At 71.6% G+C, this 15,313-nt stretch carries 14 protein-coding genes; 8 read left to right on the plus strand and 6 right to left on the minus strand.

The window, feature by feature from the left end:
* The first annotated feature begins 8 nt into the window (after window positions 1–8).
* From I4I78_RS02090 to I4I78_RS02100, 3 genes are read left to right on the plus strand one after another with little or no spacing between them, the layout of a single operon-like run.
* Window positions 9–1,160, plus strand: a complete 1,152-nt coding sequence (locus I4I78_RS02090; protein WP_218609443.1) for an acyl-CoA dehydrogenase family protein — start codon at window positions 9–11, stop codon at window positions 1,158–1,160.
* A gap of 10 nt (window positions 1,161–1,170) precedes the next feature.
* Complete coding sequence (locus I4I78_RS02095) at window positions 1,171–2,130, plus strand: acyl-CoA dehydrogenase family protein (protein WP_218609444.1); 960 nt, start codon at window positions 1,171–1,173, stop codon at window positions 2,128–2,130.
* Between the two features lie 39 nt (window positions 2,131–2,169).
* Window positions 2,170–3,669, plus strand: coding sequence for a class I adenylate-forming enzyme family protein (locus I4I78_RS02100; RefSeq protein ID WP_218609445.1), 1,500 nt, complete (start codon window positions 2,170–2,172; stop codon window positions 3,667–3,669).
* Window positions 3,670–3,677: 8 nt separating this feature from the next.
* On the opposite strand, the gene I4I78_RS02105 is transcribed toward I4I78_RS02100, so the two are convergent.
* Window positions 3,678–4,559, minus strand: coding sequence for a FadR/GntR family transcriptional regulator (locus I4I78_RS02105; protein WP_218609446.1), 882 nt, complete (start codon window positions 4,557–4,559; stop codon window positions 3,678–3,680).
* A gap of 147 nt (window positions 4,560–4,706) precedes the next feature.
* Between I4I78_RS02105 and I4I78_RS02110 the strand changes: the two genes are divergently transcribed.
* A complete protein-coding gene (locus I4I78_RS02110; RefSeq protein WP_218609447.1) occupies window positions 4,707–5,480 on the plus strand; it encodes a crotonase/enoyl-CoA hydratase family protein in 774 nt (257 codons plus the stop codon).
* Window positions 5,481–5,519: 39 nt separating this feature from the next.
* On the opposite strand, the gene I4I78_RS02115 is transcribed toward I4I78_RS02110, so the two are convergent.
* Complete coding sequence (locus I4I78_RS02115; protein ID WP_218609448.1) at window positions 5,520–6,287, minus strand: SDR family NAD(P)-dependent oxidoreductase; 768 nt, start codon at window positions 6,285–6,287, stop codon at window positions 5,520–5,522.
* A gap of 69 nt (window positions 6,288–6,356) precedes the next feature.
* Between I4I78_RS02115 and I4I78_RS02120 the strand changes: the two genes are divergently transcribed.
* Genes I4I78_RS02120 through I4I78_RS02130 form a run of 3 tightly spaced genes read left to right on the plus strand, consistent with a single transcriptional unit; the run spans window position 6,357 to window position 9,280 of the window.
* Window positions 6,357–7,181: an enoyl-CoA hydratase/isomerase family protein gene (locus I4I78_RS02120; RefSeq protein WP_218609449.1), complete on the plus strand. Its 825-nt coding sequence runs from the start codon at window positions 6,357–6,359 to the stop codon at window positions 7,179–7,181.
* Window positions 7,178–8,161, plus strand: coding sequence for an acyl-CoA dehydrogenase family protein (locus I4I78_RS02125; protein ID WP_218609450.1), 984 nt, complete (start codon window positions 7,178–7,180; stop codon window positions 8,159–8,161). The genes I4I78_RS02120 and I4I78_RS02125 overlap by 4 nt, the downstream gene beginning before the upstream one ends.
* Window positions 8,162–8,167: 6 nt before the next feature.
* Window positions 8,168–9,280: an acyl-CoA dehydrogenase family protein gene (locus tag I4I78_RS02130; RefSeq protein WP_218609451.1), complete on the plus strand. Its 1,113-nt coding sequence runs from the start codon at window positions 8,168–8,170 to the stop codon at window positions 9,278–9,280.
* 45 nt (window positions 9,281–9,325) lie between these two features.
* Here I4I78_RS02130 and I4I78_RS02135 read toward each other — a convergent pair whose 3' ends face one another.
* Complete coding sequence (locus tag I4I78_RS02135) at window positions 9,326–10,204, minus strand: FadR/GntR family transcriptional regulator (RefSeq protein ID WP_218609452.1); 879 nt, start codon at window positions 10,202–10,204, stop codon at window positions 9,326–9,328.
* 288 nt (window positions 10,205–10,492) lie between these two features.
* Between I4I78_RS02135 and I4I78_RS02140 the strand changes: the two genes are divergently transcribed.
* Window positions 10,493–11,833 (plus strand): MFS transporter, encoded by a 1,341-nt coding sequence (locus I4I78_RS02140; RefSeq protein WP_218609453.1) that lies wholly within the window; start codon window positions 10,493–10,495, stop codon window positions 11,831–11,833.
* Window positions 11,834–11,846: 13 nt separating this feature from the next.
* On the opposite strand, the gene I4I78_RS02145 is transcribed toward I4I78_RS02140, so the two are convergent.
* The 3 genes from I4I78_RS02145 to I4I78_RS02155 form a co-directional block, all read right to left on the minus strand.
* Window positions 11,847–12,911, minus strand: a complete 1,065-nt coding sequence (locus I4I78_RS02145) for an enoyl-CoA hydratase/isomerase family protein (protein WP_218609454.1) — start codon at window positions 12,909–12,911, stop codon at window positions 11,847–11,849.
* An 85-nt stretch (window positions 12,912–12,996) separates the two neighbouring features.
* Window positions 12,997–13,761 carry a crotonase/enoyl-CoA hydratase family protein gene (locus I4I78_RS02150; protein WP_218609455.1) on the minus strand — a complete coding sequence of 255 codons (765 nt, stop codon included), beginning with the start codon at window positions 13,759–13,761 and terminating at the stop codon, window positions 12,997–12,999.
* A gap of 106 nt (window positions 13,762–13,867) precedes the next feature.
* Complete coding sequence (locus I4I78_RS02155; protein ID WP_218609456.1) at window positions 13,868–15,103, minus strand: hypothetical protein; 1,236 nt, start codon at window positions 15,101–15,103, stop codon at window positions 13,868–13,870.
* Between the last annotated feature and the right edge of the window lie 210 nt (window positions 15,104–15,313).

Raw genomic sequence — 15,313 nt, forward strand, 5'->3', positions numbered from 1 at the left:
GTGTGAGGGTGGAGTTCTCGGACTCCGAGCGCAGCGCTGCGCTGCGGGAAGAGCTGCGGGCGCTGGTGCGTGAGCACGTACCGCCGACGTTCCTGGGCGCCTTCACGAAGAATCCCCAGGATCTCGAGCTCGCGCAGTCGTTCTGCCGGACCCTGGCGGAGAAGGGGCAGCTGACCCCGGCGTGGCCGGCCGAGTTCGGTGGCTACGACGCGACCCCGTGGGAGCAGACGGTCGTCCGTGAGGAGATGTGGGCGCACTTCGAGCCACGTGGTGCCCAGTACATGGGCGTCAACTGGGTCGGTCCCGCACTCATGCGGTTCGGTACCGAGCAGCAGAAGGCCGAGCACCTCGGCCGGATCGCCGCCGGGACGGTCATCTGGTGCCAGGGGTTCTCCGAACCCGAGGCCGGTTCCGACCTCGCATCGCTGCGTACAGCCGCCGTCCCGGACGGCGACGGGTGGCGGATCGACGGGCAGAAGGTCTGGACGTCCTACGCGACGATGGCGGACTGGTGTTTCCTGCTGACGCGGACCAACCGGGACGCGGCGAAGCACAAGGGGATCACCATCTTCCTGGTGCCGATGGACCGTCCCGGCATCAAGGTCGTGCCGATCGATGCGATGGTCGGGCCGCACCATCTCAACGAGGTCTTCTTCGAGGGCGTCCCGGTCACGCAGGCCGACGTCCTCGGCGAGGTCGACGCGGGCTGGTCGATCGTGCGCGAGGCACTCGCCTTCGAGCGGGTCGGCATCGCCCGCTACGCCCGCTGCGACCGCCTGCTCAACGCCGCGCCCGCCGCGCTCGGTGACCGCTGGGCCACCCTGCCCGACGAGCTCAAGCAGCGCTGGGTGACCGCGCTCATCCGGGTCCGCGAGGCTCGGCTGCTGGCCTACCGCGTGATCGACCTCGTCGAGACCGGCACGGTCGACCCGGCCGACACCGCGGCGTACCGCATCGCGGCGACGCAGACCGACCAGGAGGTCGCGGAGGTCCTGATGGACATGGTCGAGGAACGGGCGGTGGGAGCCTCCGATCCCGCCGACCTGTTCGCCCGCGCCGTCGACGACCACTGGCGCTACGCCCAGGCGGCCACGGTCGCCTCCGGAAGCATCGAGGTGCAGCGGCTGCTGCTGTCCCGGTCGCTGCTGAAGACGAAGTAGAGACGGTGCGATGAAGACACAGCTGACCGAGGACGCGCTCGAGCTCGAGCGCGTCATGGACACCGCCCTGCGCAGGCTGGGCGGGGTGGACCTGGCCAGAGCCGCCGAGGCCGGCGCCGGCGTCGCGGACGTCACCGCGGTGCTGGGCCAGCTCGACGTGTGGGACCTGCGTCCGCGAACCTCGCCCGGCGACGGTGAGATGGCCGCGGCCGTGTGCCGGGCGGCCGGGCGGGTGGCGCTGCCCTACCCGGTCGCGGAGCGCCTGGCCGCCGACCCCGACGAGGGGTTCGACGCGATCGCGGTGGCCACCGGCCCGGCGCGGGTCAACCTGGTCGGCGTGGTCCCGGACCTGCGCTGGGCCGTCTCCGACGGGGTCGGCTCCCGCGCACCGGTGGTCTCGGTGGGTCCGGCGTTGGGGACCAAGCTGGGTGCCCTGGTCAGCGAGGTGGAGCTGGGGGAGTCCGAGCCCGACGGGTCCGCGCGGCTGGCGTTGCTGCTGCCCTGCTGGACGCTGCTCGGGATGCTGGAGACCGCCCTCGCGGTGACTCGCCGGCACATGCTCGACCGCAGGCAGTTCGACCAGCCGATCGCCTCGTTCCAGGCCCTGCAGTTCCGCCTGGCCGACACCACGACGTCGTTCCAGGCCTTCGAGGAGCTGACCAAGTACACCCTGTGGTCGGTGCTGTCGCAGCAGCCCGGTGCCGCCGTCGACGTCCTCGCGTGCCGGGTGGCGGCACTCGAGGTCGCGGAGACGGTCTTCCGCACCTCACACCAGATGCACGGTGCGGTGGGCTTCTGCGACGAGGTCGACCTGAGCTGGCTCTCGCGGTACAGCCAGCCGATCCGGCGGCTGCCCTGGGGGTTGTCCCAGACCCGGTCACGGCTGCTGCAGACCATGACCGACGTCCCGTTCACCGGCCTCCACGGCGACGGCCTGGTCGGTTCCGCGAACCAGTCGCTGACCCGATAACGACCCGTCCCCGTCCGATCCGTCCTGGAGCGCGTCACCGTGAACCTGACCCTGCTGCTCGACATGACAGCCGACACCTTCGGAGACCGGGTCGCAGTCGGTCCGGCCACCTCGGGCGCCAGCTATGCGCAGGTCAGGGACACGGGGGCGCGGATCGCCCGCGCCCTCGCCGGGCGGGGCGCCGCGCGACTCGTGCTGGCCGCCGAGAACAGCGACGCGATCCCCGCCCTGTTGTTCGGTAGCGCGATGGCGGGAGCGACCTTCACCGCGGTCAACTACCGGCTCGCCGACGACCGGCTGGTCGACGCGATGAGCAGGTGCAGCCCCGCGGTCGTCGTCGCCGACGAGCGGACGGCGCCGCGCATCGCGGACGTGCCCGGCCTGGAGCTCTGCTCCGTGGACGAGCTCCTCGCCGAGGCGACGGCGGAACCGGCCGGTGACCCCGGCGGCGCCGACGACACCGACGGCGTCGCGATCGCGTTGTTCACCAGCGGCACCAGCGGTGCGCCGAAGACGGTGCTGCTGCGACACCGCAACCTCACGTCCTACGTCGTGTCCACCACGGAGTTCATGAGCGCGGACGAGGACGAGGCAGCGCTGGTCAGCGTCCCGCCCTACCACATCGCGGGCATGGCATCGGTGCTGTCGAACATCTACTCCGGACGCCGCCTCGTCTACCTCGCGCAGTTCGACCCGCAGCGCTGGGTCGAGCTCGCGCGGGCCGAGTCCGTCACCCACGCGATGATCGTGCCGACCATGCTCGGACGGATCCTCGACGTCATCGAGCGGACGGGAGTCCGGCTACCGCACCTGCGGCACCTCTCCTACGGGGGCGGCCGGATGCCGCTGCCGGTCGTCCGGCGTGCGCTGGAGCTCCTGCCCGAGGTCGGGTTCGTGAACGCGTACGGCCTGACCGAGACCAGCTCGACCGTCGCACTGCTCGGCCCGGAGGACCACCGGACCTCCGTCTGCAGCGACGACCCCGCCGTCGCCGCGCGGCTGGGATCGGTCGGGCGCGCGCTGCCCGGCGTCGAGCTGCAGATCCACGATCCGGACGGTCGGGAGCTGGAGGCCGGGGCCGTCGGCGAGATCGTCGTGCGCGGCGAGCAGATCTCCGGTGAGTACGAGGGCGCCGACGTCAAGGACTCCGGCGGTTGGTTCCGTACCCACGACCACGGCCATCTCGACCGCGACGGGTACCTGTTCGTCGACGGCCGGGCCGACGATGTCATCGTCCGCGGCGGGGAGAACCTCAGCCCCGGCGAGATCGAGGACGTGCTCCTGCAGCACCCTGGCGTCGAGGAGGTCGCGGTCGTGGGGGTGCCCGACGAGGAGTGGGGGGAGACCGTCGCCGCGTTCGTGGTGGCGAGTGACGGTCGGGACCTCGACCCCGAGCAGCTGCGGGCGTTCGTGCGCGAGCGGCTGCGCTCCTCGCGCACCCCGGCCGTCATCGAGTTCCGCAGCGCGCTGCCCTACAGCGAGACCGGAAAGCTCCTGCGGCGCGAGCTGCGCTCGGCGCTGTCCGTCCCGCGACGGTAGCGGCGCGATCAGCGCGCCGTGAGCCGCGTGACGGTCGCCCGCGTCCCGGATCCGGAGTGCGGCCGGGGGACATGGGAGCGTCGTGCGGTCTCCTCCCGCAGGCCCCGGACCGCGCGGGCGGACGAGGCATCGACGATCCGGTCCCCGAACTGGGCCAGCACGGCTTGGTGCGTGGCCGCCAGATGAGTCCTCGCGGCGCGTTCGGCCGACTCGGCGTCGCCGTCGAGGATCTTTTCGGCGATCCGTCGGTGTGCGTCGAGGGCTTTCTTCTGCAGCGGTCTGGTCGGGTACCTGCCCTGGCTGGTGGACTCGTGCGCCCACGTCTCCTCCTGCGCCGACCAGACCGTGACCAGGCTCCGCACCAGGATCCGCGTCGTGGCGTTCGGCGTCTGGGCCACCACGAGGTCGTGGAACTGCCGTGCCCGGCCGGTGAACGCGGGGCCGTCCCCGATCGCCTCCGCGGTCTGCCGCAGGTTGACCTCCACCAGGGGGCGCAGCGCAGCGCGGGCGATCTCGCTCAGCGCGCAGCTGGCGGCGCACGTCGGCTCGATCACCAGAATCGAGGCGCCGAGGTCGTGCAGGTGCACCCGGTCGCCCTGCAGGGCCATCCCGACGGCGTGCGAGACCGACCCCCCGTCCGGCATGTGGATCAGTGCCCCGCCGGCCTTGCCCCGTCGGACGGTGATCAGGCCCTCGCCCTCGAGGATCCGCAGCGCCTCGCGCAGCGGAGGCGCGCTGACGCCGAACCTCGTCACGAGGTCGTCCTGCTTCGGGAGGAGCCCGCTCGGGTGCTCGCCGTTGAGGATCTGCTCGCGCAGTTCGCTCGCGACGAGTTCGGCCAGGCGCGGCTGCACGCGTGTGTGTCGCCTGAGGTCCGTGCTCCCCGTCATGCCTGGTCCCGTCCGTCGGCGCGTCCACGTCTGCTGTCGGGTCGTCGTGTGATGATTCCTGTTTAACTTTACACTGATGAGCCGTTCTGGTCGCGTAACTTCGCCACGACGTCCACCCGGGTCGTCGCCCGTTCCGAGGAGGTCTGCATGCCCGTCGTCCGCTACGAGCCCGACGCCGAACGCCACATCGCCGTCATCACGATCGACCGGCCGGAAGCCCGCAACGCGGTCAACCAGGAGGTCGCCGAGAGGATCGAGGAGGCCATCGACGACGTCGAGGCCCGCGACGAGCTCTGGGTGACGATCCTGACCGGGACGCCGCCGGTGTTCTGCTCCGGAGCCGACCTCAAAGAGGTCGCCCGGGGCAACGTGAAGTCCCTGTGGACCGAGAAGGGCGGGTTCGCCGGTCTGGTCCGACGGGAACGGACCAAGCCGCTGATCGCCGCGGTGGACGGTCCTGCGCTCGCCGGGGGGACCGAGATCCTGCTGGCCTGCGACCTGGTCGTCGCGTCCGAGACCGCGACGTTCGGCATTCCGGAGGTACGCCGGTCGCTGGTCGCCGCCGGTGGTGGGTTGTTCCGGCTGGGTCGGCGGATCCCGTTCGCGATCGCGATGGAATGGGCGTTGACCGGCGACTCCTACCCGGCGACGCGGGCGGCCGAGCTCGGGCTGGTCAACGAGGTGACGGCGGAGGGCAAGGCTCTGGAGGGCGCGACGGCACTCGCCGAGCGGATCACCGTGAACGCTCCGGTCGCGGTCCAGCTGTCGCGGTCGGTGATGCTCGAGGGCACCTGGGCCGACGAGAGCGAGGGGTGGGCCAGATCGCGCGAGGCCGGTCGAGTCGTCTCGCGGACGAACGACTTCACCGAGGGGCTCACGGCGTTCGCGGAGAAGCGTCCGCCGAGGTGGACGGGTTCCTGAGAGGTCGCTCCCGGCCCGTCGGGGCCCCGTCCACTCGGGTTAGTGCGCGGTCCAGCCGCCGTCGACGACCAGGGTCTGTCCGGTCACGTAGGCGCTGGCGTCGCCGGCCAGGTACAGCAGGGCCCCGTCGAAGTCCTGGACCTGCCCGTGTCGCGGGATCAAGGTGTTGCCCAGGATCCAGGACTGCACCTTCTCGTGGTGGATGACCTCGCTGGTCATCTCGCTCTCGAAGAACCCCGGCACCAGGCAGTTGATCCGGATCCCGTGCCGGGCCCACTGCGCGGCCCACTCGCGGCTGATCGACTCCAGACCGCCCTTGGACGCCGCGTAGGTGGCCTGCGGGAAGCGGGCGATCCCGGCCCGGGCGACGATCGAGGTCACGTTGACGACCACCCCCGCGCCGCGCGCCTTCCAGGCCGGGAACAGCTCCTGGGTCATGCGGATGGGGGAGACGAGATTGACGTTCAGCGTCATCGTGATCTGCTCGGGTGTCTCGTCCTCGGCCCGGACGCCGCCCGCGATGTAGGCGGCGTTGTTGACCAGGACGTCGATCTCGCCGAGTTCGGACACCGCGCGCGCCACGACGTCGGCGGTGTTCCCCGGCTCGGCCAGATCGGCCGGCACGGGCACGCAGCCCGGAGCCTCCCTGCACAGCTCCTCCAGGAGGTCCTTCCGCCGCCCGACGACGGCCACCCGGGCGCCCGCGGCGGCCAGTGTCAGTGCGAACCTGCGCCCCAGGCCGGCGGTCGCACCGGTCAGCAGAACCGATCGGCCTTCGAGGGAGAACAGGTCGGCGGGACGCGACATCAGCGGTACTCCTAGGTCGTGGACGTCTTATACTAGTAAAGATAACAACTCTAAGCTAGGGTTCGGGTCGTGAGCACCGACGCCACGTCCACGACCGGCTACGCGACGATCCTCGTCGATCGGGCACCCGAGGGGGTCCTCGTCGTCACGCTGAACCGCCCGGACGTCCTCAACTCGTTCAACGAGGCCATGCGCGCGGACTTCGCGAGGCTCTGGGCCGCGGTCCGGACCGACCGGTCGGTCCGTTCGGTCGTCCTGCAGGCCGCCGGTGAGCGGGCCTTCTCCACCGGCCTCGACGTCACCGAGCGGATGTCCGACCAGGAGAGCCCCTGGCTCGACCGCGCGGCCCCGTTCGCCGAGCGCGAGGATCCCGGGCACGAGCTGAGTCCGAAGCGCAACGCGGTGTGGAAGCCGGTCGTCGCCGCGGTGCACGGCATGTGCGCCGGCGGGGCATTCTACTGGATCGCGGACTGCGACATCGTCATCTGCGAGCCGGGGGCGACGTTCTTCGATCCGCACGTCTCCTACGGCATGGTCGCGGCGCTGGAGCCGGTCGCGCTGTCCTACCGCATGAACTTCTCCGACGTCGCCCGGATGGCCCTTCTCGGGTTGTCGGAACGGATGTCCGCCGAGCGCGCGCTGGCCACCGGGCTGGTGACGGAGGTCGTGGCCCGGGAAGAGCTGCGCGCCCGTGCGCTGCAGCTCGCGACGGCGATGGCCAGGTCTCCCGCCGCCGCGATCGAGGGCACGGTGAAGGCGCTGTGGCAGTCGCGCGACCTGGGGCGGACGCAGGCACTGGCCACGGCCCTGATGTACACGCAGGTGGGTAACCCGATCGCCGCCGACGGGCTCGACCGGAGCGCGGCCAGGCCGAAGGAGTGGTGGACCCGATGAGCACGGCTCCGCACCGGGGGAGCCTCGACGGCTCCGACGAGGACTCGCTGCTGCGCAGTACCGCCGGTGCCATCGCCGAGCGATGCCGGTCCGGGTCGTCCGAGGCCGGCGACCATCTCCGGTGTCGCGCGGCACTGGCCGATGCCGGCCTCCTCGAGCTGCGTTCGCGGGACGAGGACGGCGCCCCGCTCGCGACGGCGACGCAGGCCGGGATCGTCGTCGAGGAGCTCGCCCGCTCGACGTGTGGTGCGGGCCTGGCCGGTACGACGATCGCGGCCGAGCTCCTTGCCGCCACCGGAGCGCCGGACACCGGGGACGCCGCCACCGTCGCGTTGCGCGCCGACCTGGAGTCGTGGGCCGAGCCGGGAGACGCGGTCGTGTGGGACGCAGCGGGGGCGGCTCGAGCCCTCGCGGTGGTCGACGGTTCCGTGGTGGCCTACGCGACGGGATCCGAGATCGCGCAGGCGGACATCTCGCGGACCCTGCTCGCCACCGGTTCGTCGCGGACCCTGACCGCGGTCGAGGCGGCCACGGCGTCGCGTGTCATCACCTTCGCCCACCTGGTCCTCACGGCCGACCTGCTCGGCACGGCCTCCGGTATCCTCGACGACGCCGTCGCCTACGCCGGCACCCGCGTCCAGTTCGGCAAGCCGATCGGCACCTTCCAGGCGGTCCAGCACCTCTGTGCCCGGGCCTTCGTGCAGGTGGAGGCCATGCGCAGCTCGCTGGTGTACGCGAGCTGGCTGTTCGACGCCGACCACGACCGCCGCGAGGCCGAGGAGGCCGCGCTCGTCGCGAAGGCCTACGCCTCGGAGGTCGCGGTCGAGGTGATCGAAGCGGCGGTCCAGGTCTTCGGCGGGATTGCGATCACCTGGGAGTTCCCCGCACATCTGCACCTGCGGCGGGCACTGCTGACCGCCCGTGTACTCGGTGGCCCGGCGGTCCTGCAGCGGCGGGTCCTGTCCCGATCGGAAGGGTGAGAGTCCATGGACTTCGGTGACACCGAGGACGTCGCCCGGTTCCGGCGCCGGCTGCGGGACTGGCTGGCCGACAACGTGATCGTCCCCGAGCCCGGCGAGCCGGAGCCGATGTTCCTGAAGCGCTGGCACCAGGTTCTCTACCGCGGCGGCTGGGTCGGCCTGGCCTGGCCGAAGGAGTACGGGGGTCAGGAGCTCGGCAACGTCTACGACGTCGTGCTGAACGAGGAGGTCGGCGCCGCCGACGCGCCGGACGCTCCACGGATCGGGTACCTCGGCCGCGCTCTGCTGCAGTGGGGGACCGACGAGCAGAAGGACCGCTACCTGCCCGGGCTGCTCAACGGCGACGACTTCTGGTGCCAGGGGTTCAGCGAGCCCGAGGCGGGCTCGGACCTGGCCAACATCGCCACCCGGGCCACGCCCGGCGAGGGCGGGTACCGGATCACCGGGCAGAAGGTGTGGAGCACCTACGCCGACTACGCCGACCATTGCCTGCTGCTGGCCCGCACCGGTCCGGCCGACGGGCGGCACAAGGGCATCTCCGCCTTCGTCGTCGCGATGGACGCACCGGGTGTCCGGATCCGGCCGATCGTCGCGATCACCGGCGAGTCCGAGTTCAGCGAGATCTTCCTCGACGAGGTCGCGGTCCCCGAGGCCGCCCGGATCGGCGTGGAGGGCGACGGCTGGCCGATCGCGATGATGACCGTCGCCTACGAGCGCGGCGCGGCGGACGTCGGGTACCTGTCGAAGTTCGGCGCGGCTCTGCAGGAGCTGCGCGCGCAGTCCGACCTGGACGACCCGGCGGTGTGTACCGAGCTCGGACGTCTCGAGGTGCACTACCGCGTGCTGGGTCAGCACGTGCGGCGCAGACTGCAGGAACGGGAGAGCTCGGATGCCCTGCCCGGCCCCGAGATGTCGGTGGACAAGATCCTGATGACCAGCGTCGACCAGGCGCTCCACGGCGCGGCGTTGCGGCTGGCCGGCCCGGCCGCGCTGTCGGGTCAGGTGAACCCGGAGTGGCTGCGCCGCTACCTCTACGGCCGCGCCGCGTCGATCTACGGCGGCAGCGAGCAGGTCCAGCTCAACATCATCGCGCAGCGGCTGCTCGGCCTGCCCCGATGACGTCGGCCGCCGGGGTCGGTCACCCCGGCGGCGGTGCGTCGCCGGTCAGATCGCCTGGTCGCGGCCGAGGCGCCGGAGCTCGAGGTCGGCGATCGGGTTGTCCCGGTTGAACTGCCGGGCGATGTCGTCGCGGAGCCCGCGGACGGCTCGTGAGGACGACGCGTCGACGATCCGGCGGCCGAACTCACGCAGGACCAGCTTCTGGGTCGCCGCGATGTGCGAGCGCGCTCCGCGCTCGGCCGCGGCCTCGTCGCCGGACATGATGCGCTCGGCGATCCGCCGGTGCGCGTCCAGCACGGTCCGCTGCTCGTCGGCCGCCGGGTACCGGCCACCTGCGCTGACCTCGTGCGCCCACGTCTCCTCCTGGGCCGACCAGAGCGCGACCATGCTGCGGACCAGCAGGCGGGTCGTGATGCTGGGGGTCTGGGCCACGAGGAGATCGTGGAACTGGCGCGACCGGTGGGTGAACTCGGGGCCGTCACCGATGGCCGCCTCGGTCAGCTCGAGGTTCGCCTCGACCAGCGGACCGAGGGCGTCGACGCGACCGGGGTCGGCCGCGCACGCCGCCGCACAGGCCGGCTCCCACTGCAACAGGGCCTCGGCGAGATCGCTCAACGCCACGTGCTCGGCCTGCAGGGCCATACCGATGGCCTGTGACACGGACGCGCCGTTCGGCTTGTGGACGACCGAGCCGCCCACCTTGCCCCGTCGCACCGTGATCAGCCCCTCCCCCTCGAGGATGCGGAGGGCCTCGCGCAGGGGTGGCGCGCTCACACCGAACCGGGCCACCAGGTCTTCCTGCTTGGGAAGCATTCCGGACGGGAAGGCGTCGTTGAGGATCTCCTCCCGCAGCTCGGCGGCGATGATCTCCGCCAGTCGCGGCTGGACCCGGGCCGTTCGCGGATGGTCGCTGTTGCCGAGCACGGCCGTCCCCCTGCGTCTCGCGGTCGGCCGACGACGCTCAGACGCGAGCATCCCCGACTCTGGATCCTGGCTAAGCTTACACAGATAAAGCGGCCAAAATCGCGACTGTCGATCCGGCGCGCCCGGCGTTCAACTGCCGCGCACGGTCTAGACTTCGTTAACTTATAAAGCTTAAATAGCTTCAGAGGGCAGACGCCCTCCATGGGCGACGATGCCCCGTCGGCGACTCGACCCCGTGCCGCACGCGGGCCGGCGGACCTCGGTCCGTCGGCCGGGAGTGGATCAGCGATGACCTCTGCACGACCTGCAGCGACCGCGGCCGCAGCGCCGGGAGCACCGAGACGAGCCGGTACCGCCGCGTTCGCCGGTTCGGTCCTGGAGTACTACGACTTCAGCCTGTACGCCTCGGCCGCCGCCACGGTGTTCCCTACGGTCTTCTTCCCGGGTTCCTCGCCGTTCCTGGCCACCGTGCAGTCCGTGGCCACCTTCGCCGTGGCCTTCCTCGTCCGGCCGCTGGGCGGCGCGATCCTGGGAAGCATCGGCGACCGGATCGGCCGTCAACGTGTCCTGGTGTTCACGCTGGTCATCATGGGTGTGGCGACCATCGGTATCGGGCTGGTGCCGTCATACTCCGCGATCGGCTGGCTCGCCCCGGCGCTGCTGGTCCTGTTGCGCCTGCTCCAGGGGATCGGTGCCAGCGGCGAGTTCGGGGGTGCCACCCTCGTGGCCGTGGAGTTCGCCCCCGAGGGGCGGCGCGGGTTGCTCGGCTCGCTCCCGGCGGCCGGGGCGTCCTTCGGGGGCATGCTGGGAACGCTGGCGTTGCTCGCGGCGTCCTCGGTGCTGCCCGCGGAACAGTTCTTCGACTGGGGCTGGCGGATCCCGTTCCTGCTCAGCGCCGTGCTGGTCGGCTACGGGCTCTGGCTGCGGATCGGGCTCCCGGAGACGCCCAGCTTCCGTCGGATCGACCGAGACGGCGGCACCGCACGAACTCCGCTACGCGACATCCTTCGACGTCAGCCCGGTTCGGTGCTGGCGATCGTCGCGATCGTCACGGCCCAGACCGGGTTCGGCTACTTCTATCTCGTGTTCGTCGTGTCCTACGCGGGGAACCAGATCGGGCTGTCCCGCACCGACACGTTCGTCGGGCTCCTCGTCGCCCAGATCTCGTGCGGTCTGCTGATCCCCGTCTTCGGATGGCTCTCCGACCGCATCGGCCGCAAGACCGTGATCACGATGGGTCTGGTCGCCTCCGGCGCCTTGGCATTCCCGTTCTTCGGCCTGGTCCAGCCCGGCTGGCCGCTGGGCCTGTGGATCGCGATGTTCCTGGGCAACGGAGTGGCGGCCTCGGCGATCGTGGCGCCGGCCGGGCCCCTGGTGGCCGAGCTCTTCGCGACCCGCTACCGGTACAGCGGGATGGGCCTTGCCCGCGAGCTGGGCAACATGGTCGGCGCGGCAGGCGTGCCGCTGCTCGCCGTCCAGCTCGCGTACGCGGGTGACGGAACGACCGCGTTGAGCGTGATGCTGACGTGCCTCGCCCTGCTGGGCCTGGTGGGCGTCCTCGTCGCCACCCGCCTGAACGGACCGTCCCCCGACGCCGAGGAGGCCGAGGACCGGGCGCCGGTCGCGTAGCGGAGTGGCCCGATCAGGACGGCCGGGGTGACGCGGCGTCGACGAGCCCCCATGCCAGAGCCTGCTCGAGCGGGACGGCGGCACCGTCGAGCGCCATGTAGAAGGTTCGCCAGCGGCCGATCCGGCGGGGGATGGCGACGGTCCCGCCGGCGCCGGGGATCAACCCCATGCCGATCTCGGGCAGCCGGAACGTCGAGTCGGGCGCGGCCAGGACGCGCCCCGCGAACGCCGGCAACTCGATCCCGGCCCCGACGCAGGCCCCGTGCAGGTGCACCACGGTCCGGTCGGCGAGCGAGTGCAGCAGCCCTGCCGGCCCGCCACGGGTACGCACGAGGTGCGCGGTGGCGAGGTCCGCCGCGGTGCCGAACTCGTCGAGGTCGCCGCCCGAGCAGAAGGCCGGGCCGGCGCCCCGGAGCACCACCGAGGTCACGGAGGGGTCGAGCACGGCCAGCCGGAGTGCCTCGACCACGGCGTCACGGATCTGCCGTCCGAAGGCGTTGCGCCGTTCCGGTCGGTTCAGGGTGATGGTCAGGCGGTCCCCGTCGCGGACGAGACGTACCGGCTCGGGAACGTCGGCCGGTGCCGGGCGGGACCCGGTCGCGCGTCGCTCGACGAGCCACCGGCCGAACTCCGCACCGCCGAGCAGCGTCGAGTAGGCCAGCGACTCCGCGTCCAGGGCGTCGGCGACCGGGGTCCCCGAGGTCCGGCGCAGCAACCCGCCGAGCACCAGCGAGGCGACGGGTGCGACGTCGGCCCGTCGCCGCAGCGTCTCCGCCGCGGCCGGCGCATCGGTCACGGCCACCGAGGTGCGGTCGTCCGCCCGATGCGTCCGAGCCGGGACCAGGACCACGTCCAGCGCCGGGGCCAGTGGGTGGCCGGGTGCCCGGGCCGTTCCGACCAGAAGGCGGTCGGACCGCTGCGCGGCTGCGGAGGCGGCGCGCACCGTCACCGGCCCGGCCGGTGTCTCGAGATCCACGACCAGGACGGGGTCGGTCACCCGGGCGCGGTCGTCCAGGAGGGGGAGGTCGGCGGCCCCGTCGGCCAGGTCGGCCGCGGTGATCGGCTCAGCGGGGGGCATCGCGCTCCTGGTCACGGGTGCCGGCGGTGCTCGCAGCCTATCGTGGCGCCCTGCCGAGCGATCTGTCGAGCGACCGCTGCCGAGGTCATCGACCGGTCCAGACCGGGGCGCGCTTCTCCGCGAACGCGGTCGCGCCCTCGCGAGCGTCCGCCGACGCGAACACGGGGTCGATGAGCTCGCGCTGGCGTCGCCACGCGTCGTCGAGTGTCCAGTCCGCGCTGGACCGGGCGACGCGTTTGCTCACCGCGACGGCCAGCGGGCCGTTCCCGGCGATGGTGTCGGCCAACGCGATCGCGGTGTCCAGTGCTGCGCCCTCGTCGCTCAGGCGGTTCACGAGACCGACCGCGACGGCCCGCTCGGCGTCGATGGGCTCGCCGGTCAGCAGCATCTCCAGCGCCACGGCCTGCGGCACCCGGCGCGGCAGCAACAACGCTCCACCGCCGCCTGCGACGAGTGCCCTCTTCACCTCCGGTACTCCGAACCGCGCGGTGCGGGAGGCGACGACGAGGTCGCAGGCGAGCACGAGCTCGAAGCCGCCGGCGAGTGCCCACCCCTCAACGGCTCCGATCAGGGGCTTGCGCGGCGGGGTCTCGGTGATGCCGCACAGCCCGCGGCCCTCGATCTCCGGTGTCTCGCCGCGCAGGTAGGCCTTGAGGTCCATGCCGGCGGAGAAGACGCCGCCGGCCCCGGTGAGCACGCCGACCCGCAGGTCGTCCGAGGAGTCCAGCTCGTCGACCGCGTCGGCCACCCCTCGGGCGACGGGGGCGTCGAGGGCGTTCTTGGCGGTGGGCCTGTTGATGCTGATCACCTGGACCGGACCCCTGCGCTCCACGAGGACTTCGTCGGGCATCGGACTCCTTGGGGTGTGTTCGGTTCGATCTCGCGGGCAGCGGAGGGGGGTCGGGGCGCGCCCTCGCAAGGACGCCCCGACCCCTCTCCGGTAAGCCGCGGCCGGCTCAGCCGTGCAGCGGGTAGGTGTTGCTGATGTCGGTGGTGTTCGGGATGTCGAAGTAGGCGACCCGGTTGCTCCGGAAGCTCGCGAAGATCATCTTTCCGGGAACCGTGTTGTTCAGGTCGCACGGCATCGAGACCGGAGACGGGGTCTCGAGCTCGTGGTACTCGCTGGTCTCCGGGTCGAGCTGGCCGATCCGGCTGCCTCCGGTGAAGGTGCCCTGGACGAAGTAGATCTTGCCGTCGCTGCCGAAGCGCAGCTGGCCCGGGTTGGGCAGCGGGTTGCCCCCGGGGAGGGCGCCACCCAACAGGTCCTTCCGGAGTGCGATCAGGTCGTACTCCTTGATCTCGCCGGTGGCCGGGTCGAGCCGGCCGATCTTGTTGGCGAGGGTCTCGCCGAAGTAGAGGTACTTGTCGTCGGGCGACACCGTCAGACCCGCCGGGAAGGTCACGCCCGGCGTCGGGATGGCGAACTCGTTCCACTCGGCCGTGTCGGTGTCGTAGAGGGCGATCTTGTTCGAGGTCCCTTCCGTGATCGCGACCGTGCCGTCCGGGCCCTCCTCCATGGCGACCGGCCCTGCCACCGGCGTCGGGATCGGGATGAGCTCGAACTTCTCCGACTCGGGCTCGAAGCTACCGATCGCGTTCAGGCCGATCGCGGTGAAGTAGAGCTTGCCGTCCTTGGCCCACGTGTTGTCGAACGGGATACCCGGGCCGTTGTTGATCTCCTTGGGCAGGGGCAGGCCGGTGGTGACGTTCACGTTCGCCCACGGGAACGGGTGGGTCGTGATCTCCTCGGTCTCCGGGTCGAGCTCGCCGATGGCGTTGCCGCCCACCTCCATGAACCAGATGTTCCCGTCCGGACCGCGGTTCTGGCCGCCGGGAAGGCCGCCGGGGTTGGGGAGCGGGATCTCGCTCACCTCGCCGGTGTGCGGGTCGACGCGGCCCATCGTGTTACCGAGGAACTCGTCGGAGATGAGGTCGCCGTTGTTCGCGATCGCCACCTCGCAGGAGAAGCCTCCCGGGGTCGGGAAGGCGGGGAACTCCTTGATCGGGCCCGCGCCGTTGGGGAACGTCGCCGTGCCGATGTTCATCCCCGGTGCGTCGGTGGCGAACGGCTCGGCGGCCGCCGCGGCTGCGCCTTCGGAGCCGGGCTCGGCGACACCGGGCGCGGCCGTGGCCGGTGCGGCGGTCGCCAGGACCACGCCGACGACCAGTGCGGCACTCGTCGTCGTGGCCACTCCCACCTTGCGCCTCGTCGTTGAAGCTCGCATCAGGTCTTCTTTCCTCTCGCTCGACGGTGTAGCTCATGGGCCGGGTCCACCCGCCGAGGGCGACCCCGGTGACGGCAGCTGAAGGCCAGTAAACTTTGTAACGATTAGCCGGGGGAGGGGTTACGCAGACCGTCGAAACCGGGCATCGCGGTCCCTGCAGGTGTCCCGGACCGACGC

The organism is Pseudonocardia sp. KRD291, from assembly GCF_019263595.1.
Taxonomy (GTDB): domain Bacteria; phylum Actinomycetota; class Actinomycetes; order Mycobacteriales; family Pseudonocardiaceae; genus Pseudonocardia.